At 52.8% G+C, this 26,081-nt stretch carries 23 protein-coding genes; 14 read left to right on the top strand and 9 right to left on the bottom strand.

Annotation, left to right across the window (positions count from 1 at the left end):
- Positions 1-297 precede the first annotated feature (297 nt).
- Complete coding sequence (gene araE / locus FHD02_RS02255; protein ID WP_220393529.1) at positions 298-1,716, top strand: arabinose-proton symporter AraE; 1,419 nt, start codon at positions 298-300, stop codon at positions 1,714-1,716.
- A gap of 55 nt (positions 1,717-1,771) precedes the next feature.
- Here the strand turns inward: araE and FHD02_RS02260 are convergent, their stop codons facing one another.
- Positions 1,772-2,659 (bottom strand): Rpn family recombination-promoting nuclease/putative transposase, encoded by an 888-nt coding sequence (locus FHD02_RS02260; protein WP_220393530.1) that lies wholly within the window; start codon positions 2,657-2,659, stop codon positions 1,772-1,774.
- 197 nt (positions 2,660-2,856) lie between these two features.
- Entirely contained in the window at positions 2,857-3,183 is a 327-nt protein-coding gene (locus FHD02_RS02265) for a cupin domain-containing protein (RefSeq protein WP_042310801.1), read from the bottom strand.
- A 141-nt stretch (positions 3,184-3,324) separates the two neighbouring features.
- Between FHD02_RS02265 and FHD02_RS02270 the strand changes: the two genes are divergently transcribed.
- Positions 3,325-4,032 carry an aspartate/glutamate racemase gene (locus FHD02_RS02270; RefSeq protein ID WP_220393531.1) on the top strand — a complete coding sequence of 236 codons (708 nt, stop codon included), beginning with the start codon at positions 3,325-3,327 and terminating at the stop codon, positions 4,030-4,032.
- On the opposite strand, the gene FHD02_RS02275 is transcribed toward FHD02_RS02270, so the two are convergent.
- On the bottom strand, positions 4,004-4,939 hold the full coding sequence (locus FHD02_RS02275) for a LysR family transcriptional regulator (RefSeq protein ID WP_137361276.1): 936 nt from the start codon (positions 4,937-4,939) through the stop codon (positions 4,004-4,006). The genes FHD02_RS02270 and FHD02_RS02275 overlap by 29 nt on opposite strands.
- Positions 4,940-5,057: 118 nt before the next feature.
- Here FHD02_RS02275 and lysA point away from each other — a divergent pair, with 118 nt between their 5' ends.
- A complete protein-coding gene (lysA, locus tag FHD02_RS02280) occupies positions 5,058-6,314 on the top strand; it encodes a diaminopimelate decarboxylase (RefSeq protein WP_137361275.1) in 1,257 nt (418 codons plus the stop codon).
- A gap of 44 nt (positions 6,315-6,358) precedes the next feature.
- Here the strand turns inward: lysA and FHD02_RS02285 are convergent, their stop codons facing one another.
- Entirely contained in the window at positions 6,359-7,369 is a 1,011-nt protein-coding gene (locus tag FHD02_RS02285; protein ID WP_042310796.1) for a LacI family DNA-binding transcriptional regulator, read from the bottom strand.
- Positions 7,370-7,382: 13 nt separating this feature from the next.
- The gene (gene galR, locus FHD02_RS02290; protein ID WP_137370437.1) at positions 7,383-8,411 is read right to left on the bottom strand and encodes an HTH-type transcriptional regulator GalR; all 1,029 of its coding nucleotides are present in this window, start codon (positions 8,409-8,411) and stop codon (positions 7,383-7,385) included.
- 596 nt (positions 8,412-9,007) lie between these two features.
- On the opposite strand from galR, the gene aas reads away from it, so the two are divergent.
- Entirely contained in the window at positions 9,008-11,167 is a 2,160-nt protein-coding gene (gene aas, locus FHD02_RS02295) for a bifunctional acyl-ACP--phospholipid O-acyltransferase/long-chain-fatty-acid--ACP ligase (RefSeq protein ID WP_137365309.1), read from the top strand.
- A complete protein-coding gene (gene lplT, locus FHD02_RS02300) occupies positions 11,160-12,353 on the top strand; it encodes a lysophospholipid transporter LplT (protein ID WP_220393532.1) in 1,194 nt (397 codons plus the stop codon). Before aas ends, lplT begins: the two co-directional genes overlap by 8 nt.
- An 84-nt stretch (positions 12,354-12,437) precedes the next feature.
- Here lplT and FHD02_RS02305 read toward each other — a convergent pair whose 3' ends face one another.
- From FHD02_RS02305 to mutH, 4 genes are all read right to left on the bottom strand, one after another.
- Complete coding sequence (locus FHD02_RS02305) at positions 12,438-13,478, bottom strand: NADP(H)-dependent aldo-keto reductase (protein WP_042310789.1); 1,041 nt, start codon at positions 13,476-13,478, stop codon at positions 12,438-12,440.
- 106 nt (positions 13,479-13,584) lie between these two features.
- Complete coding sequence (gene ygdR, locus FHD02_RS02310) at positions 13,585-13,803, bottom strand: lipoprotein YgdR (protein ID WP_220393533.1); 219 nt, start codon at positions 13,801-13,803, stop codon at positions 13,585-13,587.
- Positions 13,804-13,948: 145 nt separating this feature from the next.
- Positions 13,949-14,662 (bottom strand): TerC family protein, encoded by a 714-nt coding sequence (locus FHD02_RS02315; RefSeq protein WP_038633330.1) that lies wholly within the window; start codon positions 14,660-14,662, stop codon positions 13,949-13,951.
- 75 nt (positions 14,663-14,737) lie between these two features.
- Positions 14,738-15,433 carry a DNA mismatch repair endonuclease MutH gene (gene mutH, locus FHD02_RS02320; RefSeq protein WP_137361270.1) on the bottom strand — a complete coding sequence of 232 codons (696 nt, stop codon included), beginning with the start codon at positions 15,431-15,433 and terminating at the stop codon, positions 14,738-14,740.
- A 684-nt stretch (positions 15,434-16,117) separates the two neighbouring features.
- Here mutH and rppH point away from each other — a divergent pair.
- The 9 genes from rppH to recC all read left to right on the top strand — a co-directional run bounded on the left by rppH (position 16,118) and on the right by recC (position 26,074).
- On the top strand, positions 16,118-16,648 hold the full coding sequence (rppH, locus tag FHD02_RS02325) for an RNA pyrophosphohydrolase (protein ID WP_042310785.1): 531 nt from the start codon (positions 16,118-16,120) through the stop codon (positions 16,646-16,648).
- 12 nt (positions 16,649-16,660) lie between these two features.
- On the top strand, positions 16,661-18,907 hold the full coding sequence (ptsP, locus tag FHD02_RS02330; RefSeq protein WP_042310784.1) for a phosphoenolpyruvate--protein phosphotransferase: 2,247 nt from the start codon (positions 16,661-16,663) through the stop codon (positions 18,905-18,907).
- A gap of 189 nt (positions 18,908-19,096) precedes the next feature.
- Positions 19,097-19,972: a prolipoprotein diacylglyceryl transferase gene (gene lgt / locus FHD02_RS02335; protein WP_137361269.1), complete on the top strand. Its 876-nt coding sequence runs from the start codon at positions 19,097-19,099 to the stop codon at positions 19,970-19,972.
- 6 nt (positions 19,973-19,978) lie between these two features.
- Positions 19,979-20,773 (top strand): thymidylate synthase, encoded by a 795-nt coding sequence (thyA, locus tag FHD02_RS02340; RefSeq protein WP_003033990.1) that lies wholly within the window; start codon positions 19,979-19,981, stop codon positions 20,771-20,773.
- 183 nt (positions 20,774-20,956) lie between these two features.
- A complete protein-coding gene (locus FHD02_RS02345) occupies positions 20,957-21,427 on the top strand; it encodes a prepilin peptidase-dependent protein (protein WP_137361268.1) in 471 nt (156 codons plus the stop codon).
- Positions 21,418-21,981, top strand: coding sequence for a prepilin peptidase-dependent protein (locus tag FHD02_RS02350; protein WP_042310778.1), 564 nt, complete (start codon positions 21,418-21,420; stop codon positions 21,979-21,981). Before FHD02_RS02345 ends, FHD02_RS02350 begins: the two co-directional genes overlap by 10 nt.
- Positions 21,978-22,385 (top strand): DUF2509 family protein, encoded by a 408-nt coding sequence (locus tag FHD02_RS02355; protein WP_137361267.1) that lies wholly within the window; start codon positions 21,978-21,980, stop codon positions 22,383-22,385. Before FHD02_RS02350 ends, FHD02_RS02355 begins: the two co-directional genes overlap by 4 nt.
- The gene (locus FHD02_RS02360; RefSeq protein ID WP_137361266.1) at positions 22,370-22,693 is read left to right on the top strand and encodes a prepilin-type N-terminal cleavage/methylation domain-containing protein; all 324 of its coding nucleotides are present in this window, start codon (positions 22,370-22,372) and stop codon (positions 22,691-22,693) included. Before FHD02_RS02355 ends, FHD02_RS02360 begins: the two co-directional genes overlap by 16 nt.
- A gap of 12 nt (positions 22,694-22,705) precedes the next feature.
- A complete protein-coding gene (recC, locus tag FHD02_RS02365; protein WP_220393534.1) occupies positions 22,706-26,074 on the top strand; it encodes an exodeoxyribonuclease V subunit gamma in 3,369 nt (1,122 codons plus the stop codon).
- Positions 26,075-26,081 lie beyond the last annotated feature (7 nt).

The following is a 26,081-nucleotide window of genomic DNA, read 5'->3' on the forward strand; positions in this document are numbered from 1 at the left end:
AACCCTGTCATCTGGCAGGGTTTTTTTTGGTTTTAAGTTATTTTAATCCATATTCTGTCCATAAATTAATCCATACATAATTATATATGTATGAATTTGTAATGTTTAATCCTCTTTAATATCAATAAATTAAATTTAATTGAGTGGTTACTGATAAATTTTAAAATTGGAATATCCATCACATAACGAGGTGGTGTAGCTATTTAATCCATGTTTTTGCCGTTTCCCGCCTGACGCTTCATGTAAGGGATCCCTTACTTTCAGGGACATGGTTTACTCTGTATCTGGCAGGAAAAAATGGTCTCAATAAATAATGATGCTGCTTTAGCGCCGCGCCCTGTGCGCGATACGCGACGTATGAATATGTTTGTCTCTATCTCTGCGGCTGTCGCAGGATTGTTATTCGGCCTGGATATTGGCGTGATAGCGGGCGCGTTGCCTTTCATTACCGATCACTTTGTCCTGACCAGCCGCCTGCAGGAGTGGGTGGTGAGCAGCATGATGCTGGGTGCGGCAATTGGCGCACTGTTTAATGGTTGGCTGTCATTCCGCCTGGGACGTAAATACAGTCTGATGGCGGGCGCGATCCTTTTTGTCGTCGGCTCTCTGGGATCGGCGTTGGCATCCAGCGTTGAAATGCTCATTTTTGCCCGCGTGGTGCTGGGCGTTGCGGTGGGTATCGCGTCTTACACCGCGCCGCTGTATCTCTCAGAAATGGCCAGTGAGAATGTGCGCGGTAAGATGATCAGTATGTACCAGCTGATGGTTACGCTGGGCATTGTGCTGGCCTTCTTATCCGATACGGCATTCAGCTACAGCGGTAACTGGCGCGCGATGCTGGGGGGGCTGGCGCTCCCGGCGGTGTTACTGATTATCCTGGTGGTTTTCCTGCCGAACAGTCCGCGCTGGCTGGCGGAAAAAGGTCGCCATATCGAAGCTGAAGAAGTATTGCGTATGCTGCGCGATACGTCAGAAAAAGCCCGCGATGAGCTGAACGAAATCCGTGAAAGCCTGAAGCTGAAGCAGGGCGGCTGGGCGCTATTTAAAATTAACCGTAACGTGCGTCGCGCGGTTTTCCTCGGAATGTTGTTGCAGGCGATGCAGCAGTTCACCGGGATGAATATCATCATGTACTACGCGCCGCGCATTTTTAAAATGGCGGGCTTTACCACCACCGAACAGCAGATGATTGCCACGCTGGTGGTTGGCTTAACGTTCATGTTCGCCACCTTTATTGCCGTTTTCACGGTTGATAAAGCGGGGCGTAAACCGGCGTTGAAAATTGGTTTCAGCGTGATGGCCATTGGGACGCTGGTACTCGGCTATTGCCTGATGCAGTTTGATAACGGCACGGCTTCCAGTGGCCTTTCCTGGCTGTCAGTCGGTATGACCATGATGTGCATTGCAGGTTACGCGATGAGCGCCGCGCCAGTGGTGTGGATCCTGTGTTCGGAAATTCAGCCGCTGAAATGCCGTGATTTTGGTATTACCTGCTCGACCACCACCAACTGGGTGTCGAACATGATCATTGGCGCCACGTTCCTGACGCTGCTCGACAGCATTGGCGCGGCGGGTACGTTCTGGCTGTATACCGCGTTGAACGTCGCTTTTATCGGTATTACATTCTGGCTTATCCCAGAAACCAAAAACGTCACGCTGGAACACATCGAGCGCAAGCTGATGTCGGGTGAGAAGCTAAGAAATATTGGGGTGTAAGTGAGCAGGGAGCCCGATAGATCAACTCATTATCGGGCTCCCATTGCTACCTGTTTCAATGCGGAGACGCCTGTCTGGCGAGGAGGTCCTTAGCAGACAGCCCGGTTATCTTTAGTATAATTTCATGACTAATACCATTCGCTAACATCATCTGGGCAATGCGTAACGCCTCTTGTTGTTTAGCTTCTTGTCGCAACACTTCCGCAATAGTCATCAGACGTTCCTCTTGCTGTGGTACCCGATAGGCAACCTCACGGATAAATTTATCAACGTGAGGCGTATTTCCAAACTGCATCATGTAATTAAATAGCGTTTTGAGCTGGCTGTCATTAGCGTATCCCGTAGCCAGCAACGAGACCAGTTGTTCCACTAATCCCATTAAATCACGCTTGCGGATATGTTTTTGCATCAATTCCAGCAGTGCTATACGGCGATGTTGCATAATTTCGTCATCGGGTATTACGGTGATATCTACCAGCGGAAATGTTGCTGAGTACAGCTGTCGTGCCAATGCGGGATCGTCAAACTCATCCAGCCAGCAGAGTGAAAAGGGGTAGGGGCTGAGAGCGCCATGATAAAACAGCATCGGTATCACCAAAGGTAATGTTTTATGGCCAGCATCCAGATGGCGTTGCATTGCAGCCATGGCGTAGCGCATTAGCCGAAATGCCATGTGAGCGTCGGGTGAACTCTGATGCTCGATAACGACATAGATATACCCATCGCCTTCGTTTGTTTTTAATGACCACAGCACGTCGGAGTAGCTGGCTTGCAGGCTATCCTCAATAAAACTGCCTGATTCCAGTTTTAATGTTTGCAGATCACATAGCTCCCGCAAGGTTGATGGAAGATAGATATCCAGAAAATCTCTTGCAGTATCGGGATGGTACAAGAACTGTTTGAAGACTGCGTCATGTGGAGTGGCCGTTGTCATTTTTGTCATGGCGATCCGTCACCGTTAATTAAGTTAACGTGACAGTAATCGCCCACATGGCGAGGCGCATCGGGTGATTAATGCTTATGCGAGCTGGTATCGAAGGAAAATACCCCCACCTTGTAACGTATTCATTTTTAGGGAACTGAGTACGCATTTTAGCGTGTCCTCAAACCGTTCAGTAGCACGGCTTGAAAACAGCGAAATTACCCGTGCAGAAAATCTTCGCGCACCGGGGTGAACGTATCGAGTAATGTTCCCGGTTTTAAGCAGACGCAGCCATGCATAATGTTGGGCTGTTTATACAGGGTGTCGCCTGCGGAAACGACATGCTTTTCTTCCCCAATTGTAAATTCAAACTCGCCGGATAAAACGTAAGTCAGCTGCTCATGCGGGTGGTTGTGCAGCGGACCAATCGCGCCCTGCTCGAAGTTCACCTCAACCGCCATCATTTTACCGTCGTGAGCCAGAATGCGACGGGTAACGCCATTGCCCAGATCTTCAAGCGTGGTCTCTTTATGAAAAATAAACATCCGGCATTCCTGTAAGTTAATGAAACATTGTTTCATTAAATTTATACCAGCAAAGTATAAAAAGAAATGCACACCAACAAATGTGGAAAGTTGATCACATCTTTGGTTCACTGGAGAGATAACAACGAATGAGGGGAAGCGATGAAGACGATCGGTCTGTTAGGCGGTATGAGCTGGGAATCCACCATTCCTTATTATCGACTCATTAATGAAGGGGTGAAGCAGCGTCTGGGTGGCCTGCATTCAGCACAGATTCTGTTGCACAGCGTAGATTTTCATGAGATTGAAGCCTGTCAGTCCAGCGGCGACTGGCTGCGAGCCGGGCAGATCCTCGCGCAGGCCGCCAGAGGGCTACAGGAGGCGGGTGCTGAGGGAATCATGTTGTGTACCAACACGATGCACAAGGTTGCTGAGGCGATTGCAACCGCCTGTGATGTACCGTTCCTGCATATTGCTGATGCCACTGGCCGCGCGATACAAAAGCAGCAGATGAGCAACGTGGCGCTGCTGGGTACGCGCTACACCATGGAGCAGGATTTTTACCGTGGGCGCTTACAGGCTGAATTTGGCATTAGTACACTTATTCCTGACGTTAACGACCGGCAAAAAATAAACCAGATTATTTTCGATGAGCTGTGCCTCGGCGAATTCAATGAAACTTCCCGTGATTATTCTCTCAGTGTGATTGCTCAACTGGCTAAGCAGGGCGCGCAAGGGGTAATTTTTGGCTGTACTGAGATTGGTCTGTTGGTGCCAGCCGAGCTAAGCCCACTACCGGTTTTCGACACTGCGGCTATCCATGCGCAAGATGCGGTGGAGTTTATGCTTTCGTCTGTGGATGCAAAATAGCGTTCAGCGGATCGATAAGCCTCGGGAGATGGGTTTGCAGATGCGCAGTAAAAGCATCGACCAACGCCGAGGCGGGGCGATGAAGCGGGTGAATCAGGCTGACCGTAAACGGTACCGAAATACTGAAGCGGCGGATAACGATCCCGCTACTGGCGTAATCCAGCGCCGTTAAGGGATTGACCACCGAGATCCCTACGCCTGCCCGCACCATTGCACAAATTGAAGCGGCGCTATGGGTTTCTATTACCATGCGACGTTTCACCTGATGCTCATTAAACAGGGTATCCAGAAGCTGACGGTAACTGTCGGTCCGCGACAGGCTGATGTAGTTTTCGCCCTGAAAATCCTGGGGGGTGAGCACGGATTTCTCGGCCAGCGGATGTCCCTGTGGCAGCACGCATACTTCATCCAGCGCCAGCAATTCTGTACGTTTAGTGCCGGCGGGAGTATGCAGGGTTTCTGTGATCCCCAGATCGTGGCGCTGCGCCGACAGCCACTCTTCCAGCAACGGTGACTCTTGCGGCACTATCTGAATATTGACCTGCGGGTAGCGTGTGAGGAATGGCTGCAGCAACGGTGGTAAAAAAGACTGCGAGAATACCGGCAGGCAGACAATCGATAATTCGCCCTGACGAAATTCGCGCAGACTTTCGGCGGCGCTCACAATCCTGTCCAGACCATACCAGGAACGTTGTACCTCTTCAAACAGACGTAACCCTTGCACGGTCGGATGCAGCCTGCCTCGTGAGCGTTCGAACAACGTTAATCCCAGCACTTTCTCGAATCGGGCCAGTTCCCGACTGACGGTCGGCTGCGAGGTATGTAGCATCCGCGCGGCTTCCGTCAGATTACCTGCGGTCATGATGGCATGAAAAATTTCAATATGGCGCAGGTTAACGGCGGGCATGAGTAATCCTCGAATGATGTAAGCCATATCATTTTTGCATAGACTCACGATAAAACGATATTTTTTATTCTTTCTGGCCTGTGGCGTAATCATAAAAAAGCCAATACCGGAGCACATCATGCCACGCCCACTCAACAGCACTGATACCGATCTCACCGCCGCCAACCTGCTACGCCTGCCCGCTGAATTTGGCTGTCCGGTGTGGGTGTATGATGCACAGATTATCCGCGCGCAGATTGCCAAACTGAGCCAGTTTGACGTGGTGCGTTTTGCCCAGAAGGCATGCTCAAATATTCATATTCTGCGCCTGATGCGCGAGCAGGGCGTGAAGGTCGATTCCGTCTCGCTGGGCGAAATTGAACGCGCGCTGGCGGCGGGCTTTGAGCCGGGAAAAGATGAGATAGTCTTTACCGCCGATATGATCGATGACGCGACGCTCGCCCGGGTGCATGAATTGAGCATTCCGGTAAATGCTGGATCGGTGGATATGCTGGAACAACTGGGTCAGCTTTCGCCGGGCCATCGCGTGTGGCTGCGCGTGAATCCTGGTTTTGGTCATGGACACAGTCAAAAAACCAACACCGGCGGCGAGAACAGCAAGCACGGTATCTGGTACAGCGATCTTCCGGCGGCGCTGGAAGTGATCCAGCGCTATCAGTTGAAGCTGGTGGGTATTCATATGCATATTGGATCCGGCGTGGACTACGGCCATCTGGAACAGGTATGCGGCGCGATGGTGCGTCAGGTTGTCGAGTTTGGTCAGGATCTGGAGGCGATCTCCGCGGGCGGCGGGCTGTCGATCCCGTATCGTGAGGGCGAAGAGGCGATCGATACCGATCATTACTTTGGGTTATGGAACGCCGCGCGCGATCAAATTGCGCGTCATCTGGGTCACGCTGTCAAACTGGAGATCGAACCGGGCCGTTTTCTGGTCGCGGAAGCTGGCGTGCTGGTGGCGCAGGTGCGCAGCGTAAAAGCGATGGGCAGCCGTCACTTTGTGCTGATTGACGCAGGCTTCAACGATTTGATGCGCCCGGCGATGTACGGTAGCTATCACCATATCTCTGCACTGGCGGGAGATGGCCGTTCTCTGGAGCAAGCCGCGCAAATAGAAACCGTAGTGGCCGGGCCGCTGTGTGAGTCCGGCGACGTCTTTACCCAGCAGGAAGGCGGAAATGTGGAAACCCGTCTGTTGCCAGCGGTAGTGCCGGGGGATTATCTGGTGCTGCACGATACCGGGGCGTACGGCGCGTCAATGTCGTCAAATTACAATAGCCGTCCGCTGCTGCCGGAGGTGTTGTTTGATAATGGTGTGGCGCGACTGATCCGTCGTCGCCAGACGATTGATGAGCTACTGGCGCTGGAGTTAATCTGAATATAGCGTTGTGAAACGCAGGATGGCGCTTGCGCCATCCTGCACTATTCGTAATACGGCCCCGTTGTCACCGATTCCCGCAACACCAGTTTGCCGGTAAACGGTGGGATCGGCTCTACGCTCTCACCGTTGGCCAGACGGATAGCCTGGTCAATTGCCGTTGTTATCATGGCGTCAATCGGCAGATAAACTGTAGAAAGCCCCGGTTCCAGCCATTTGGCGCTGGGCGCATCATCAAAACCAAACAGCGAGACGTCCGTTGGGATTTTCAGGCCAGCCTGATGCAACGCTTTTGATGCACCTAATGCCATGTCATCGTTACAGGCGAACAGGGCGCTGAATGTCACCCCTTCCTCCAGCAGTTCACGGCAGGCTTCATAGCCTCGCGTCATTGTGGAGTCGCCGTATTTGACCTTGTCGGGATCCCAGGGAATACCGTTTTTTTCCAGCGCCTTACGATATCCCATCAAACGTGATTTACCGGTAGGGGTATGGCCCGGCACGGTGATGCAGGCAATATCGTTATGCCCCTGGGAGATCAGATAATTGACCGCCTGGAACGCGGCTTCTTCCTGTTCAAAGAAAATCGCGCGATCGCGGGCCTGACTGACATCACGGTTAATGACCAGCAACGGCATAGCAATGCTGTTCATTAGCGACATAATCGCCTGTTCACTCATATAACGGGTATAGAGAATAATGGCATCACACTGCCTGTCGGCCAGCATTTGCACGGCTTCCTGTTCACGCTCCGGCGTGTCGTGGCCGTCGGTGACGATCAACTGCTTACCGTGAGATTCCGTCTGGCGCGAAGCCTGTTGCAGCAGGCGTCCAAAGTAGAATCCATCAAACGTGGAAACCACCAGGCCAATGCTGTTGCTGGTACGGTTCGCCAAAGAGCGCGCTAAAAAATTGGGTCGATAATCAAGTGCCTGCATGGCCTTAAACACTTTCTGGCGCGTACTCTCTTTTACCTGACCCGTACCATTCAGCACGCGCGAAACGGTCGCTTTTGAGACGCCAGCGTGTCGTGAAACGTCCAACATCGTAGTCATGACGCTATCCTGGTTAATCGTTTGACGAAGAATTGCCCGGCTCTGTCAGCGTCGAAACGGAATGGCGGCGCACCAGAGTTGGGTTAAATACGTGGGTGATTTCAGGCGTGGGTCGCTTTTCCGCCAGCGCCAGCGCCAGTTCAGCGGCCTGGGTTGCCATCGTCACTATCGGATAGCGTACCGTGGTCAAACGTGGACGCACATAGCGGGAAACCAGCACATCATCGAAGCCGATCAGGGAAATTTCGCCCGGTACATCAATGCCGTTATCATTTAACACGCCCATCGCGCCAGCCGCCATGGAGTCGTTATAGCAGGCTACTGCCGTGAAGTTTTTGCCACGTCCAAGCAACTCGGTCATGGCCTGCTCACCGCCGCTCTCATCCGGCTCGCCAAAGGTCACCAGCCGATCGTTAATCGGTATATTGCTCTCCGTCAGCGCATCGTAATAGCCTTGCAGGCGATCCTCCGCATCTGAAATGGTGTGATTGGAGCACAGATAACCGATACGCGTATGGCCCTGCTGAATAAGGTGTCGGGTAGCCAACCACGCGCCGAAGCGGTCATCGAGGGCAACACAGCGTTGTTCGAATCCCGGCAGAATTCGGTTGATCAATACCATGCCGGGGATTTGCTTCATTAATGAAGCCAGGTCTGCATCCGGGATGATTTTGGCGTGGACAACAAGCGCAGCGCAGCGGTGGCGAATGAGCTGTTCAATCGCCTGACGTTCCTTCTGTTCATTATGGTAGCCGTTGCCGATCAGTAAAAAATTACCGGTGTTATAGGCCACCTGCTCGACAGCTTTAACCATTGCCCCAAAAAATGGATCTGACACATCACCAACCACCAGTCCGATGGTTTCGGTAGATTGTTGCGCCAGCGCACGCGCGTTGGCGTTGGGGTGGTAGCTGAGTGATTCCATTGCACTCGTTACGGCCAGACGCGATGCTACGCTGGCTTTGGGGGAGTCATTAATCACTCGAGAAACGGTGGCGACTGATACACCAGCTAGTCGGGCTACATCCTTTATGGTCGCCATGATAGTACCTGTTGTGGGTAAACGCTTACATTGTGTCAGTGTTACGGAAAATGGCTGGCTGTTCAAGCAGATTGCCTGTCAGGACGTCGCAAATGTGAGCGCGCACGAGCGAAGTAAGACAAAAAATAGAAAACGCTAATTTTTACTTACACTTTGCGATGTGCTGTTGCGATTGTTCGCTGGTGAGGGCACTGAGCAGATTGCTAGAGTTGGGATCCCAGAGGTATTGATAGGTGAAATCAACTTTCGGGTTGATCACTAGAATTACACCAGCCTGCGCAGATGCGCAGGTTTTTTTTTGTCTTCGGCCTATCTGTAACAGTAACCGATAATTTACACAACTCGTTGCATTTGGGTTCATTCCTTTGCGTTTTCGCACTGGCGTATCTGGCTGCTGACGACCACAATCAAGATCCCAGAGGTATTGATTGGTGAGATTATTCGGTACGCACTTCGTACCTGTCTCTTGCACCGACCTGCGCGGATGCGCAGGTTTTTTTTCGGCTTGTATTCACCAGTACCTGTCGCGCCCACTCTCCAACTCGTATACTCTCCCACCATTAATGTTTATGTAATTAATGGCACAGGGAGTTGAGATGCTATTCGGCTTTTTTCGTAATCTGTTTCGCGTGCTTTTCCGCGTTCGCGTCACGGGCGATATCAGCGCGCTACAGGGAGAACGCGTTCTAATTACTCCCAACCATGTCTCATTTATCGACGGCATCCTGCTGGCGCTTTTTTTACCGATCCGCCCCGTTTTTGCTGTTTACACCTCTATTAGTCAGCAATGGTACATGCGCTGGCTGACTCCGCTGATTGATTTCGTGCCGTTAGACCCGACCAAACCGATGTCGATTAAACATCTGGTTCGCCTGGTCGAGCAGGGGCGTCCGGTGGTTATTTTCCCGGAAGGGCGTATTTCGACCACCGGTTCATTGATGAAAATCTATGACGGCGCCGGGTTTGTCGCGGCAAAGTCAGGGGCCACGGTGGTTCCTGTGCGCATCGAAGGCGCGGAGTTGTCACGCTTTAGTCGCCTGAAAGGTCTGGTTAAACAGCGATTCTTCCCGCGTATTCGCTTGCACATCCTGCCGCCGACCCACATGCCGATGCCGGAAGCGCCGCGTGCTCGCGATCGCCGCAAAATCGCGGGTGAAATGCTGCATCAAATTATGATGGAAGCGCGCATGGCGGTACGTCCGCGTGAAACGCTTTACGAATCTCTGCTGGCGGCGAAATATCGCTTTGGCGCAGGCAAAAACTGCATTGAAGATGTTAACTTTACGCCGGACAGCTACCGTAAACTGCTGACTAAGACGCTGTTTGTGGCCCGTATCCTGGAAAAATATACCGCCGAGGGTGAAAAAATTGGCCTGATGCTGCCAAACGCGGGGATCAGCGCGGCGGTCATTTTTGGCGCTATTGCGCGTCGACGTATTCCGGCGATGATGAACTATACAGCAGGTGTAAAAGGGCTAACCAGCGCCATTACTGCTTCAGAAGTCAAAACTATCTTCACTTCCCGACAGTTTCTCGATAAAGGCAAACTTTGGCATTTACCGGAACAGCTCACCCAGGTGCGCTGGGTTTACCTGGAAGATCTGAAAGCCGATGTGACGTTTAGCGATAAGCTGTGGATTTTCTCGCATCTGCTGGCGCCGCATCTGGCGCAGGTGAAACAGCAGCCGGAAGAGGCTGCGGTGATCCTCTTTACCTCTGGCTCGGAAGGTCATCCTAAAGGTGTGGTACACAGCCACAAGAGCATTCTGGCGAACGTCGAGCAGATTAAAACCATCGCTGATTTCACCGCCGACGACCGCTTTATGTCTGCGTTGCCGCTATTCCACTCCTTTGGTCTGACGGTGGGATTATTCACGCCGCTGCTGACCGGCGCAGAAGTGTTTCTTTATCCCAGCCCGCTGCATTACCGCATTGTGCCGGAACTGGTCTACGACCGGAACTGCACCGTACTGTTTGGTACGTCAACGTTCCTTGGCAACTATGCTCGTTTCGCGCATCCCTATGATTTTCACCGTCTGCGCTATGTGGTGGCGGGAGCGGAAAAACTGCAAGACACCACAAAACAGCTGTGGCAGGAGAAATTTGGTCTGCGCGTCCTTGAAGGCTATGGCGTGACGGAATGTGCGCCGGTGGTGTCGATCAACGTACCGATGGCTGCGAAATCAGGAACGGTAGGGCGCATCTTACCCGGTATGGATGCCCGACTGTTAGCAGTTCCTGGCATTGAGGACGGAGGGCGTTTACAGCTGAAGGGCCCTAATATTATGAGCGGCTATTTGCGTGTCGAAAAACCCGGCGTGCTGGAAGTGCCGACGGCAGAAAATGCACAGGGTGAGATTGAGCACGGCTGGTATGACACCGGAGACATCGTGCGTTTTGATGAAAACGGCTTTGTGCAGATCCAGGGACGCGCCAAGCGTTTTGCTAAAATTGCCGGAGAGATGGTCTCGCTGGAAATGGTTGAGCAACTGGCGCTGGCGGTATCTGCAGACAAAATGCACGCCACGGCGATCAAAAGCGATGCCAGCAAAGGCGAGGCGCTGGTGCTGTTCACCACCGACAGTGAACTGACGCGCGAAAAACTGCAGCAGTATGCGCGAACGCACGGCGTGCCTGAACTTGCCGTGCCGCGTGATATTCGCCATCTGAAACAACTCCCACTACTCGGCAGCGGTAAGCCGGATTTTGTTACGCTGAAAAGCTGGGTCGATGAGCCGGAAAAACAACATGAGTGAGTCAGTGCACACTAACACTTCTATCTGGTCCAAAGGGATGATGTCCGTTATCGCCGCGCAGTTCCTGTCGGCGTTTGGCGATAACGCCTTACTGTTCGCGACGCTGGCTTTGCTTAAGGAACAATTTTATCCGGACTGGAGTCAGCCGATCCTGCAAATGGTGTTTGTGGGCGCTTACATCCTGTTTGCGCCCTTTGTCGGGCAGGTGGCAGACAGCTTTGCCAAAGGCCGGGTGATGATGTTGGCTAATGGCATGAAGCTGCTGGGCGCGGCGAGTATTTGTTTCGGCGTGAATCCATTTCTCGGCTATACGCTGGTGGGGATCGGCGCGGCGGCGTATTCACCAGCCAAGTATGGCATTCTCGGTGAACTGACCACTGGCGACAAACTGGTGAAAGCTAACGGCCTGATGGAAGCCTCCACCATTGCCGCGATTTTGCTCGGTTCTGTGGCAGGCGGCGTGCTGGCCGACTGGCACGTGATTGCTGCGCTTTCTGCCTGTGCGCTGGCCTATGCGGGCGCCGTGGTGGCTAACCTGTTTATCCCCAGGCTGGCCGCGGCTCGCCCTGGCCAGTCCTGGCATTTGGGGAAAATGACCCGCAGTTTTTTCTGTGCGGCCACTTCGCTGTGGCGTAACGGTGAAACGCGTTTCTCATTGGTAGGAACCAGCCTCTTTTGGGGCGCTGGCGTCACGCTGCGTTTTCTGTTGGTGCTGTGGGTGCCGGTGGCGCTGGGCATCACTGATAACGCCACGCCGACTTACCTGAATGCCATGGTGGCAATCGGGATTGTGGTCGGCGCGGGTGCGGCGGCGAAGCTGGTGACACTGGAAACCGTGTCGCGCTGTATGCCTGCGGGGATCCTGATTGGCGTCGTGGTGCTGATCTTCTCGCTGCAACATGCGCTGCTTCCGGCCTACGCGTTGCTGATGCTTATCGGTGTGTCAGGCGGGTTCTTTGTGGTGCCGCTGAATGCGTTGTTGCAGGAGCGGGGCAAGAAAAGCGTCGGTGCGGGTAATGCGATTGCGGTGCAAAACCTGGGTGAAAACAGCGCGATGCTGCTGATGCTGGGTATATACTCGCTGGCAGTGCTGGTAGGGATCCCGGCGGTAGCAATTGGTATAGGGTTTGGCGCGCTGTTTGCGCTGGCGATTGCGGCGCTATGGATTTGGCAGCGCCGCCATTAGTCTGTTACGTGTAGTTGCCTTATCCGGCCTACAGGTAACGCTGTCTGTAGGCCTGATAAGCGTAGCGCCATCAGGCACTAACCGCTATGGCGCAGGATAGGTATACACCTGATGCACCGCTTCAATCTCGGCCAGAACCTCTTCGCTCAACTCCAGATGCAGGCTTTCCACGTTGGTTTTTAACTGCTCCATCGTCGTTGCTCCCAGCAGGGTACTGGCGACAAACGGCTGACGACGCACGAATGCCAGCGCCATCTGCGCAGGATCCAGATTATGGCGTTTCGCGATATCCACATAGGCTGCAACGGCCTTTTGCGTTTGCTCACCGCTGTAGCGCGTGAAACGGCTAAACAACGTATTGCGCGCGCCGGCAGGTTTTGCTCCATTCAGATACTTACCGGTGAGCGTACCGAAGCCCAGGCAAGAATAGGCCAGCAGTTCAACCCCTTCGTACTGGCTGACTTCTGCCAGCCCAACCTCATAGCTACGGTTCAGCAGGCTGTAGGGATTCTGGATAGTGGCGATGCGCGGCAGATCGTGTTTGTCCGCCAGATGCAGATAACGCATCACGCCAAATGCGGTTTCATTGGAAACGCCGATATAGCGAATTTTCCCCGCGCGCTGAAATTCAGCCAGCGCGTCCAGCGTGTCCAGCAGGGAGACGACCGGCGCGGAGTCCGTCCAGCTGTAGCCTAACTTACCAAAGCAGTTGGTGGGACGCTGCGGCCAGTGAACCTGATACAGATCCAGGTAATCGGTTTGCAGTCTTTTCAGGCTGTCGTGCAGCGCTTCACGGATATTTTTACGGTCCAGCGCCTGATTCGGTCGAATGCCGCTGTCGTTGTTACGTGATGGTCCACTGACCTTCGACGCCACGATTAGCTTTTCGCGGCTACCATGTTTGGCGAGCCAGTTGCCCACATAAGTTTCGGTGAGCCCCTGGGTTTCAGGACGCGGTGGTACCGGATACATCTCGGCAACGTCGATCAAATTTATGCCTTGCGCCACGGCATAATCGAGCTGTGCATGGGCGTCGGCTTCGCTGTTTTGTTCACCAAACGTCATTGTGCCCAGCCCCAGTGTACTGACTTCCAGCGAGCTGTGGGGTATACGGTGATATTGCATAGCCGTTTCCTTTTTATAATCACAACATAAGGATTATAAAAATGGCTGAGGGAAGGGAAAAAGGGAAGTAAAATTGTTAAGGCCAGCCTGTTGCTGACCTCAACCATCAGCGTTCAATGATTTGAGACACATCGTCACGGTTGATCTGCATCGCGTTGCCTTGCTGATCTTGGTAGCTCACCAGACCGGTATCGTCATCAATTTCTGGTTTTCCGTCGGTCAGGATCATTCGACCATCTTTTGTCGCCATTACATAATCGCTGCTGCATCCAGAAACTACAAAAGCCAGTCCTACGGCGGAAATTAAAACTGCCCATTTTTTCATCTGCTTATCCTCTCATGGCCTGCGTCTGACAATAGTTTAGTAATAACGTGAAGTTATGCATGACGAAAGCAGTAAAATCTTAAACTGTGAGAAGAGGTAGGTACGGCGCGGTATTCGCTCCCCTTGCGGGGAGCGACAGATTTCATCAGAGCGGATTTTTTTTATTGCGCCACAGATTCAGAGTCTCTACCGCGATAGAGAAGAACATGGCGAAATAGATGTATCCTTTCGGAACGTGGACGTCGAAACTTTCCAGAATCAGCGTAAAACCGACCAGAATCAGGAAAGAGAGCGCCAGCATTTTCACTGAAGGGTGACGATCGACAAACTCACCAATTGGGCGAGCAGCAAACATCATCACGCCTACGGCAATCACCACCGCCGCCATCATGATAAACAGATGGTCAGACAAGCCTACCGCTGTAATCACGGAATCCAGACTGAAGATAATGTCTAACAACATGATCTGCACAATCGCGCCCAGGAACGAAGAGACGCGGGTTTTCAGTCCCTCTTCCTCACCTTCAATGGATTCGTGGATCTCTTTGCTGGCTTTCCAGATCAGGAACAACCCGCCGAGCAGAAGGATTAGATCACGCGCGGATATCGCCTCGCCAAACACCTCGAACAACGGGTTTGTCAGTCGCGTGACCCAGGCGATAGAGGCCAGCAACGCCAGACGCATAATCATTGCTGCCGCCAGCCCAATACGTCGGGCATGATTGCGTTGTGCTGTCGGAAGTTTGGCTACAACCAGAGAGAGGAAAATAATATTGTCGATCCCAAGAACGATCTCCAGCAGCGTCAGCGTACCGAGCGCAAGCCAGGCGTTAGGATCGGTTATCCATGCAAATAACATCGAGCAAAGTCCTGCCAAAAAAAAGAAGCGGTAATTATAGGCCCGTAACGCGGCAGGTGAAAGGCCGGGCAGTGCCTATTGAGGCTGGAATAAGAAATGCCGCTCAAGCAATGCGCGCGTGAAGTTCTTTTTCAGATAAAATCCGCGTGGCAGGGTCAGGATGGGTTCGCCATTGGCGCCAATCGCTTCGGTCAGCGCCCGGGCATTGGCGGCTTTGGGACGCAGCTGTAACACTTCCCCATGGCGAGCGGTGATGCGTTCGACGTGGCCTAGTACAATCATGTCCATTAGTTCTTCCCAGTCCAGCCGTAATTGCTGCTCTTCTTCGTCGTTCGGGCTCCAGAGCAAGGGCGAGCCGACGCGACGTTCAGCCAGTGGAATGCTGCGTTCACCCTCTACCGGGATCCACAGTACGCGTTTAAGTTTGTGCCGCACATGGCTGGTTTCCCAGGTGACGCCAGTATTGCCAGTTAACGGCGCCACGCACACGAAGGTGGTTTCCAGCGGTCTGCCAAGACTATCCACAGGGATCGTTTTCAGCTCTACGCCCAGCGCCGCAAAATCCTGCTCCGGCTTGCTGCCTGCGCTGGCGCCCAGCCAAATCTCCAGCAGGACACCAATCCAGCCTTTATCACGCTTGAGATCCTTGGGTGTGACGAGTCCCGCCATAGTCGCCAATTCTCCCAACGTGTAGCCCGCAAGCTGCCGCGCCTGAGCCAGCAATTGGGCTTCAGAGTTAGGTGGAGAAAGTAACGGATGGAGTTCTGGCATCGGGTTAACCCTTAGGTGAAAAAATGAGCAATGATTTTATACCGTGTGGACAGAGTTTATCTTTTTCCACATGCTTTATTCAATTATTTGATTTATATTGGTTTTTATATTCACGCGCGCGTTGTTGCGCAACAGCAATGTAGGTTTTCCAATTCTGGTCACTGACAATGAACAGGATCTTACACCATGTTATCCACAGAAAGATGGGATAACTGTGAAAAACCCCCACTACTGTTTCAATTTACAGCCTTGACGTGCGACGAAAATCGAATTTTTACACAAATTGTGCCTAACTTATTGGCATAATCTGTGGATAAAATCAACGCTGGTCGATCTTTCATCAGCCTGAAGATCGTGCGCGTGATACACATCACATTTATGTGTATCCGTTGGTGGAGATCGTTTTTAACTTAATGAATAAAGAAGACTATTTTTTATATGTGACGAATGTCTTATTCGGACTGTTCTGGGTTTTCCCATAGTAATTCCGTACTTCTTCACAACTATATCCACAGAAAAGGTGAATAAAATCGCCCTGAATGCTCTTCTTCTGTTTATAACTCGGGCCTTCGCTGTGAGTTATTCAATTGTTATTAGAATATCGCACCCTTAACAGAGTGGTTTACCGCCTCTCAGTAGTGTGAAACAATCATTTGTATATAAGGTTTATATTGAGGTAGTCCGGTGATTGATGACGATGGCTACCGCCCGAATGTAGGGATAGTAATTTGTAACCGCCAGGGGCAGGTCATGTGGGCCCGGCGATTTGGTCAGCACTCTTGGCAATTCCCTCAAGGTGGGATAAACGCAGGAGAGACAGCAGAGCAGGCGATGTACCGGGAACTCTTTGAAGAAGTGGGTCTCAGCCGTAAAGATGTACGGATACTTGCTTCTACTCGTAACTGGTTGCGTTACAAGTTACCGAAACGTTTGGTGCGTTGGGACACAAAGCCGGTTTGTATCGGCCAGAAACAAAAATGGTTTCTTCTGCAATTGGTCAGCAGCGATGCTGAAATCAATATGCAAACCAGCAGTACACCTGAGTTCGACGGCTGGCGCTGGGTGAGTTACTGGTATCCGGTTCGACAGGTGGTGTCATTTAAACGCGATGTCTATCGCAGGGTGATGAAAGAATTCGCAAGTGTTGTTATGGCGCTTCAGGAGGCCACTCCTAAACCGCAAAGCGCACCTGCGTACAGACGTAAAAGAGGTTAAGCTACGCAAATTATGCTCACCCGCCTGCGCGAAATAGTCGAAAAGGTGGCCAGTGCTCCGCGTCTTAATGAGGCGCTTAATATACTGGTTACCGACATCTGTCTTGCGATGGATACAGAGGTCTGCTCGGTCTATCTGGCCGATCACGACCGACGTTGTTATTACCTCATGGCGACACGGGGTCTGAAAAAACCCCGTGGTCGCACTGTCGCACTCGCGTTTGATGAAGGTATCGTTGGCCTGGTTGGTAGGCTGGCGGAACCTATCAACCTCGCCGATGCGCAAAAACATCCCAGCTTTAAATACATCCCTTCGGTAAAAGAAGAGCGCTTTCGTGCGTTCTTAGGCGTACCGATTATTCAGCGTCGTCAGCTCTTGGGTGTGCTGGTGGTGCAGCAGCGTGAATTACGTCAGTACGACGAAAGCGAAGAGTCTTTCCTGGTGACGCTCGCCACGCAAATGGCGGCCATACTTTCCCAGTCGCAACTGAATGCGTTGTTCGGCCAATATCGGCAAACGCGTATCCGTGCATTGCCTGCTGCTCCCGGTGTAGCCATTGCCGAAGGCTGGCAGGATGCGACGCTACCGCTGATGGAGCAGGTTTATCAGGCTTCAACGCTGGATCCCGTGCTCGAACGTGAGCGGCTGACCGGCGCGCTGGAAGAAGCGGCGAACGAATTCCGCCGTTACAGCAAGCGTTTTACCGCCGGGGCGCAGAAAGAAACGGCGGCGATCTTTGATCTCTACTCGCACCTGCTTTCCGATACCCGTCTGCGCCGCGAACTGTTTGCGGAAGTGGATAACGGCTCGGTGGCTGAGTGGGCCGTTAAAACGATCATCGAAAAATTTGCCGAACAGTTTGCCGCGCTGAGCGATAACTACCTCAAAGAGCGGGCCGGAGATTTACGCGCGCTGGGCCAGCGTCTGCTATTTCATCTTGACGACTCGATCCAGGGACCGAATGCCTGGCCGGAACGTTTTGTGCTGGTGGCGGATGAGCTTTCCGCGACCACGCTGGCGGAACTTCCCCAGGACCGGTTAGTCGGCGTGGTTGTCCGGGACGGTGCAGCCAACTCTCATGCGGCAATTATGGTGCGTGCGCTGGGTATTCCTACCGTCATGGGGGCAGATATCCAGCCGTCAGTGCTACACCGGCGAACGCTGGTGGTGGATGGTTATCGAGGCGAAGTTCTGGTCGATCCGGAACCGGTATTGGTCCAGGAATACCAGCGTCTTATCAGCGAAGAGATTGAGCTGAGCCGCCTGGCGGAAGATGACGTCAATCAGCCTGCGCAGTTAAAAAGCGGCGAGCGCGTGAAGGTGATGCTCAATGCGGGTCTCAGCCCGGAACATGAAGAGAAGCTGGGCAGTCGGATCGATGGCATTGGTCTGTATCGCACAGAAATTCCTTTCATGCTGCAAAGCGGTTTTCCTTCGGAAGAAGAACAGGTTGCGCAGTATCAAGGGATGCTGCAAATGTTTAACGACAAGCCAGTGACTCTGCGGACGCTGGATGTCGGGGCCGATAAACAGCTGCCCTATATGCCGATCAGTGAAGAAAACCCATGCCTTGGCTGGCGAGGGATCCGCATAACGCTCGATCAGCCGGAGATCTTTTTGATCCAGGTCCGCGCCATGCTGCGTGCGAACGCGGCAACCGGTAACCTGAGCATTTTGCTGCCGATGGTGACCAGTATTGATGAAGTGGACGAAGCGCGACGCCTGATTGAACGCGCCGGACGCGAAGTGGAAGAGATGATCGGTTACGCAATCCCGAAACCGCGCATCGGCATCATGCTGGAAGTTCCGTCGATGGTGTTTATGCTGCCGCATCTGGCTAACCGGATAGACTTTATCTCGGTCGGAACCAACGATCTTACCCAATACATTCTGGCCGTCGATCGTAACAATACGCGGGTGGCCAGCATTTATGACAGCCTGCATCCGGGGATGCTACGTGCGCTGGCGATGATTGCGCAGGAAGCTGAAAGAAGCGGTATCGACTTGCGCTTATGCGGTGAAATGGCGGGTGACCCGATGTGCGTGGCCATTCTGGTCGGCCTGGGTTTCCGTCATTTGTCAATGAACGGTCGATCCGTGGCCCGCGTGAAATATCTGCTGCGCCATATTGATTTTGGCGAGGCGCAAACGCTGGCCCAGCGCAGCCTGGAAGCGCAGATGGCGGCAGAAGTACGCCATCAGGTGGCGGCCTTTATGGAGCGCCGTGGCATGGGGGGATTGATTCGCGGGGGATTGTAGGCCTGATAAGCGTAACGCTATCAGGCATTATGGGGGTAAAGATTACCTATACAGATCTTTTACATCTTCCCGGCATCCGCTGCGATCCCCTTGTGCTATCATTCGCACCTTTGGAGCGCCTGCATTATGCAGGCGCGCTTATCAATTGCTGTCTGACTTCAGCGAAATAACAAGAACTTGTGGTGACAGATGACCAGTAGCTATCTGCATTTTCCGGATTTCGATCCGGTCATTTTCTCAATCGGACCCGTCGCGCTTCACTGGTACGGCTTGATGTATTTGGTGGGTTTTATTTTCGCGATGTGGCTGGCGACGCGCCGTGCTAATCGGCCGGGTAGTGGCTGGACTAAAAATGAAGTAGAAAACTTACTGTATGCAGGCTTCCTCGGGGTTTTCCTCGGTGGGCGTATTGGTTACGTACTGTTCTATAACTTCCCATTGTTCCTCGATAATCCGCTGTATCTGTTCCGCGTTTGGGATGGCGGCATGTCCTTCCACGGCGGGCTTATCGGTGTGATTCTGGTGATGATTATCTTCGCCAGACGCACCAAGCGTTCGTTCTTCCAGGTTTCTGATTTCATCGCTCCGCTGATCCCGTTTGGTCTGGGAGCAGGGCGTCTGGGCAACTTTATCAACGGTGAACTGTGGGGACGCGTCGACCCGAATTTCAAGTATGCCATGCTATTCCCGGGTTCCCGTACCGAAGATATTTTACTGCTGCAAAGCAACCCGCAGTGGCAGTCTATTTTTGATACCTACGGCTCGCTGCCGCGTCACGCATCTCAGCTTTATGAGATGGCGCTGGAAGGGGTTGTACTGTTTATCATTCTTAATCTGTACATCCGTAAACCGCGCCCGATGGGCTCGGTGTCCGGTCTGTTCCTGATTGGTTATGGCGCGTTTCGTATTATCGTTGAATTCTTCCGCCAGCCGGATGCACAGTTTACCGGCACCTGGGTGCAGTACATCAGCATGGGACAGATCCTCTCTATCCCGATGATTGTCGCAGGCATTATTATGATGGTTTGGGCGTACCGCCGTAGCCCACAGCAACACGTTTCCTGAGGAACCATGAAACAGTATTTAGAACTGATGCAAAAAGTGCTGGATGAAGGCACACAGAAAAACGACCGTACCGGAACCGGAACGCTTTCCATTTTTGGCCATCAGATGCGTTTTAATCTGCAGGAAGGGTTCCCGCTGGTTACGACTAAACGCTGCCATTTACGCTCGATCATTCATGAGCTGCTGTGGTTTTTGCAGGGTGACACTAACGTTGCCTACCTGCATGAAAACAATGTCTCAATCTGGGATGAATGGGCGGATGAAAACGGTAATTTAGGCCCGGTTTATGGCAAACAGTGGCGCGCGTGGCCAACGCCGGACGGTCGCCATATTGACCAGATCACCACGGTGCTAAACCAGCTGAAAAATGACCCGGATTCTCGCCGCATCATCGTTTCGGCATGGAACGTTGGTGAGCTGGATAAGATGGCGCTGGCGCCGTGCCATGCTTTCTTCCAGTTCTATGTGGCGGATGGCAAGCTCTCTTGCCAGCTGTATCAACGTTCATGTGATGTGTTCCTCGGTCTGCCGTTCAACATTGCCAGCTACGCCTTACTGGTACACATGATGGCGCAGCAGTGCGACCTTGAAGTGGGCGATTTTGTCTGGACCGGCGGCGACACGCACCTGTACAGCAATCATATGGATCAAACGCATCTGCAGCTTAGCCGCGAACCGCGCGCGTTGCCGAAGCTGGTCATCAAACGTAAGCCTGAATCTATCTTTGATTATCGTTTCGAAGATTTCGAAATTGAAGGCTACGATCCACATCCAGGTATTAAAGCGCCAGTAGCTATCTAACCGGGCTTGATGCTGTCACAACCGACGCCTTCGCGCGTCGGTTTTTTTGTCTGTCATTTCATTCTTCGGCGCGGGTTCCTGAAATATTGCAACGCGCTGCAACGCGTCAAATATTCCTCGTAGCTCGCCGTAGAAACCGAATTTCCCGCTCGTTATTCATTTTCCTCGCGCCATACTGGCGGCATGAAAAAACAACAAGGCTACACGCTTCTCGAAACCCTGATTGCGATGCTGATTGTCGCGGCGCTAGGCGCGTCCGGGTTGTATGGTTGGCAGTACTGGCAACAGCAACAGCGCCTGTGGCAGACCGCCTGTCAGGTGCGGGATTACCTGCTGCAACTGCGTGAAGATGCTAACTGGCGTAACCGCGATCACGTCATCAGCGTGATGCGGGATGGCACATCCTGGTGTCTGGTCAGTTCTGCGGCTTCACAAGGCGGGTGTAAACCGACTTCACCGCTGGTGTTTGCACCGCTATGGGACGATGTCGAAATGGCAGAGATAACGCCTTCACTGGCATTTTTTGGACTGCGTAATACGGCATGGGCTGGGCATATTCGCCTGAAAAATGCGACAGGGGAATGGCGCGTGGTGGTGTCAGGCTGGGGGCGAATCAGACTTTGCGAACGCGATGAGGCCAGGCCATGTCAGTAAACGAGCGGGGTTTTTCACTGCTGGAGGTGCTCATTGCTATGGCGATCACCAGCATTTTACTGCTTAGCGCTGCGCGATTTTTACCCGCTCTGCAGCGAGAGATCCTGCGCAATACGCGCCAGTTAGCGCTGGAAGATGAAATATGGCAGCGGGTTTATACCGTGGCAAAACATCTTCAGCGGGCAGGGTATTGCCGGGGAACCTGTGTCGGAGAGGGACTGGTGATGTCGGCTAAGGGCGACTGTGTCATTGCCCGTTGGGATGCCAACGGTAACGGCGTTTGGGAGAATAGTCCCGCGAAAGAGGCTGATGTCATCGGATTTCGTTTACAGGACAAAGTACTGGAGACCCTGCGGGGAGCAACTGGTTGTAATGGAAAAGGGTGGGAGAAAATGACCGATCCGGCCACCATTCAGATTGAGGCATTTCAGGTTGAGCGCGTGAATATTCGCGGATTTCAACCACTCCTTACGTTGCGTTTGCGTGGAGTGAGCAACGTCGAACCACAAAAAGTCATTGAAGCCTTTTACAGTGTGACAGGTTTCAACCTGTGAATAGTGAGCGAGGTGTTTCATCACTGGCGATGGTTCTGCTATTGCTGGTGCTCGGCAGCCTGTTACTGCAGGGTGTTAGCCGACAAGAAGCGAGCTTCGCATCGCGTGTTACATCGGAAAGTCGGTCTTTGCAGCGGCAGGCGGTAGTGCAATCGGCTATCGAATGGGGACGCATGCAGCCCTGGGGCTTACAACCGACGGTACAGTGTCGGCGTTATACCGGGCAGGATGTCGCGGTTTGCCTGCGACGACTTACTGAAAACTCCGTGCTGCTTATCGCTCATTATGAAGAGGTATCGCTATGGCGTCAGGGAGAGGTTATCGATGGCAATATCAAATTTTCGCCGCATGGCTGGAGCGATTTTTGTCCGTTAAAGGCGGTAGCGTTATGCCAGATCCCCTGAACAGACAACGTGGTTTTAGCCTGCCGGAAGTGATGTTGGCAATGGTGCTGATGATCATGGTTGTGACCGCACTATCGGGATACCAGCGGGCGTCGATGAACAGTTTTATCGTCAGAAACCAGTATCAGCAACTCTGGCATCACGCCTGGCAACAAACCCAGCTGTATCCGTTTTCACCTCCTGTGAACTGGCAGGTTAACCGAATGCAGACAACGGGAGCAGGATGTGTCAGCATCAGCGTTAAAATTTCTTCACCCCTGGGCAGGCAAGGTCAAATGACACGTCTGCATTGCCCGAACCGTCAGTAGTCAGGAGCCGCTATGTTAAGGGTCTATCACTCCAATCGTCTGGATGTGCTGGAAGCGTTAATGGAGTTTATTGTTGAGCGCGAGCGGTTGGACGACCCCTTTGAACCGGAAATGATCCTGGTGCAAAGTACCGGTATGGCGCAATGGCTACAGATGACCCTTGCACAGAAATTTGGTATCGCCGCCAACATCGATTTCCCGCTGCCCGCGAGTTTTATCTGGGATATGTTTGTGCGCGTGTTGCCGGATATCCCGAAAGAGAGCGCGTTCAGCAAACAGAGCATGAGTTGGAAGTTAATGACTCTGCTGCCGCAGTTGCTGGATAACGATGACTTCGCACTGCTGCGACACTATCTGACGGACGACACCGATAAACGTAAGCTGTTTCAAGTCTCCTCACGCGCGGCGGACCTTTTCGATCAGTATTTAGTTTATCGCCCTGACTGGTTAACTCAGTGGGAAGCGGGGCGCCAGATTGAAGGACTCGGCGAGGCTCAGGCATGGCAGGCGCCGTTGTGGAAAGCACTGGTGGAATACACCGCTGAACTGGGCCAACCGCGCTGGCATCGCGCCAATTTATATCAGCGATTTATTAACACCCTGGAAAATGCGTCTGAATGTCCGCAGGGGCTGCCTTCTCGCGTCTTTATTTGCGGAATTTCGGCGCTACCGCCGGTTTACCTGCAGGCATTGCAGGCGTTGGGTAAGCATATTGATATTCATCTGCTATTTACCAACCCTTGTCGCTACTATTGGGGTGACATTAAAGATCCCGCCTGGCTGGCAAAGCTGCTGGCGCGTCAGCGTCGGCACAGTTTTGAAGAACGTCACCTGCCGCTGTTTCGTGATACTCAGAATGCGGCAGGATTGTTTAACAGTGATGGTGAGCAGGACGTAGGCAACCCGATGTTAGCCTCGTGGGGCAAGTTGGGACGTGATTATATTTATCTGCTTTCAGAACTGGAAAACAGCCAGGAGCTGGATGCGTTTGTCGATATAACCCCAGACAATCTTTTGCATAACATTCAGTCGGATATTCTCGAGTTACAAAGCCGGGCCGTGGCGGGCGTTACGCTGGACGAGTATTCCCGGAGCGACAACAAACGGCTGCTTGATGCGAACGACACCAGCGTGACTTTCCATGTCTGCCATAGCCCTCAGCGTGAAGTGGAAATTCTTCATGACCGACTGCTGGCAATGCTGGAAGCAGATCCCACGCTGACGCCGCGCGACATTATCGTGATGGTGGCGGATATCGACAGCTATAGCCCGTTCATTCAGGCGGTTTTTGGCAGCGCGCCAGCCGACCGTTACTTACCCTATGCGATTTCCGACCGTCGGGCACGCCAGTCCCATCCCGTCTTACAGGCCTTTATCAGTCTGCTTTCGCTGCCGGATAGCCGTTTTGTCTCTGAGGATGTGCTGGCATTACTGGATGTACCCGTGCTGGCGGCACGTTTCAATATTGATGAAGAAGGTCTGCGCTATCTTCGTTTGTGGGTCAATGAATCAGGTATTCGCTGGGGAATTGACGACGATAACGTGCGCGAGCTGGAACTGCCGCCAACGGGTCAGCATACCTGGCAATTTGGTTTAACGCGCATGCTGCTCGGCTATGCGATGGAAAGCGCCCAGGGCGAGTGGCAATCGGTATTGCCCTACGATGAGTCGAGCGGTTTGATTGCCGAGCTGGTAGGGCATCTGGCCTCGTTGCTGATGCAGCTTAATCTCTGGCGTCGTGGACTGGCGCAGGAGCGCCCGCTGGAAGAGTGGCTACCCGTTTGTCGGGACATGCTTAATGATTTCTTCCTGCCGGATGCGGATACCGAAGCGGCGATGACGCTGATTGAACAGCAGTGGCAGGCAATTATTAGTGAAGGGCTGGGGGCTGAGTATGGTGATGCCGTACCGCTTTCCTTGCTACGTGATGAGCTGGCGCAGCGTCTCGACCAGGAACGCATTAGCCAGCGCTTCCTGGCGGGGCCTGTTAACATTTGTACGCTGATGCCGATGCGCTCCATTCCTTTTAAGGTTGTGTGTCTGCTGGGTATGAACGATGGCGTTTATCCGCGTCAGCTTGCGCCGCTGGGCTTTGATCTGATGAGCCAAAAACCGATGCGGGGCGATCGCAGCCGTCGCGATGATGACCGTTATCTGTTCCTCGAAGCGTTAATTTCGGCGCAGCAAACGCTCTACATCAGCTACATTGGCCGCTCAATTCAGGACAACAGCGAACGCTTCCCGTCGGTATTAGTGCAGGAACTGATGGATTACATCGGGCAAAGCCATTATCTGCCGGGCGATGAATCGTTGACCTGCGATCAAAGCGAGGCCAGGGTAAAAGCGCACATTACCCGTCTGCATACCCGCATGCCTTTTGACGCACAAAACTATCAGCCCGGCGAACAGCAAAGCTACGCCCGGGAGTGGCTGCCTGCGGCGAGCTTGTCAGGAAAAGCGCACACGGATTTTGTGCAGCCTCTCCCCTTTGAAATGCCAGCCACGTTAACGCTGGAAACGCTACAGCGTTTTTGGGCTCATCCGGTACGGGCCTTTTTCCAGATGCGTTTGCAGGTCAACTTTCGCGCTGAAGAAAGTGAGATCCCAGAAACAGAACCTTTTGTTCTGGAAGGATTAACTCGCTATCAGCTTAATCAGCAATTGCTTAACACGCTGGTTGAAGAGAACGATGCTGAACAACTATTTCGCCGTTTTCGTGCGGCAGGCGTGCTGCCCTATGGGTCATTTGGTGAAATTCTGTGGGATACGCAGCGTCAGGAGATGCAGTCGCTGGCTGAACGCATTATCGCCTGTCGTCAGCCCTGTCAGAGTATGGAGATCGATCTTAACTGTAACGGCGTGCAAATCACCGGTTGGCTACCGCAGGTGCAAGAGGACGGTTTGTTGCGCTGGCGTCCATCTTTGATAAGCATTGCGCAGGGAGTGCAACTTTGGCTGGAACATCTTGTCTATTGTGCCAGTGGCGGTACGGGAGAGAGTCGGCTGTTCCTGCGTAAAGACGGAGAATGGCGTTTTCCGCCACTGCCGGAAGAACAGGCGCAGCTGTATTTGTCGCAACTCATTGAGGGATATCGGGAAGGCATGTCATCGCCATTGTTGGTATTACCGGAAAGCGGCGGCGCATGGATAAAAACCTGTTATGACGCTGCAAATGATGCCATGTTAGATGACGACGATACGCTGCAAAAAGCGCGCAGTAAGTTTTTGCAGGCTTATGAAGGCAACATGATGGTTCGTGGCGAAGGCGATGATATCTGGTATCAGCGCCTGTGGCGTCAACTGGATGCCGAGACGCTGGAACGCATTGTTTTACAGTCACAGCGCTATCTGTTACCGATTTTTCGCTTTAACCAGTCCTGATAGCTGT

This window comes from Citrobacter sp. EC_71, from assembly GCF_019584005.1.
In the GTDB taxonomy this organism is placed as follows: Bacteria; Pseudomonadota; Gammaproteobacteria; order Enterobacterales; family Enterobacteriaceae; genus Citrobacter; species Citrobacter werkmanii.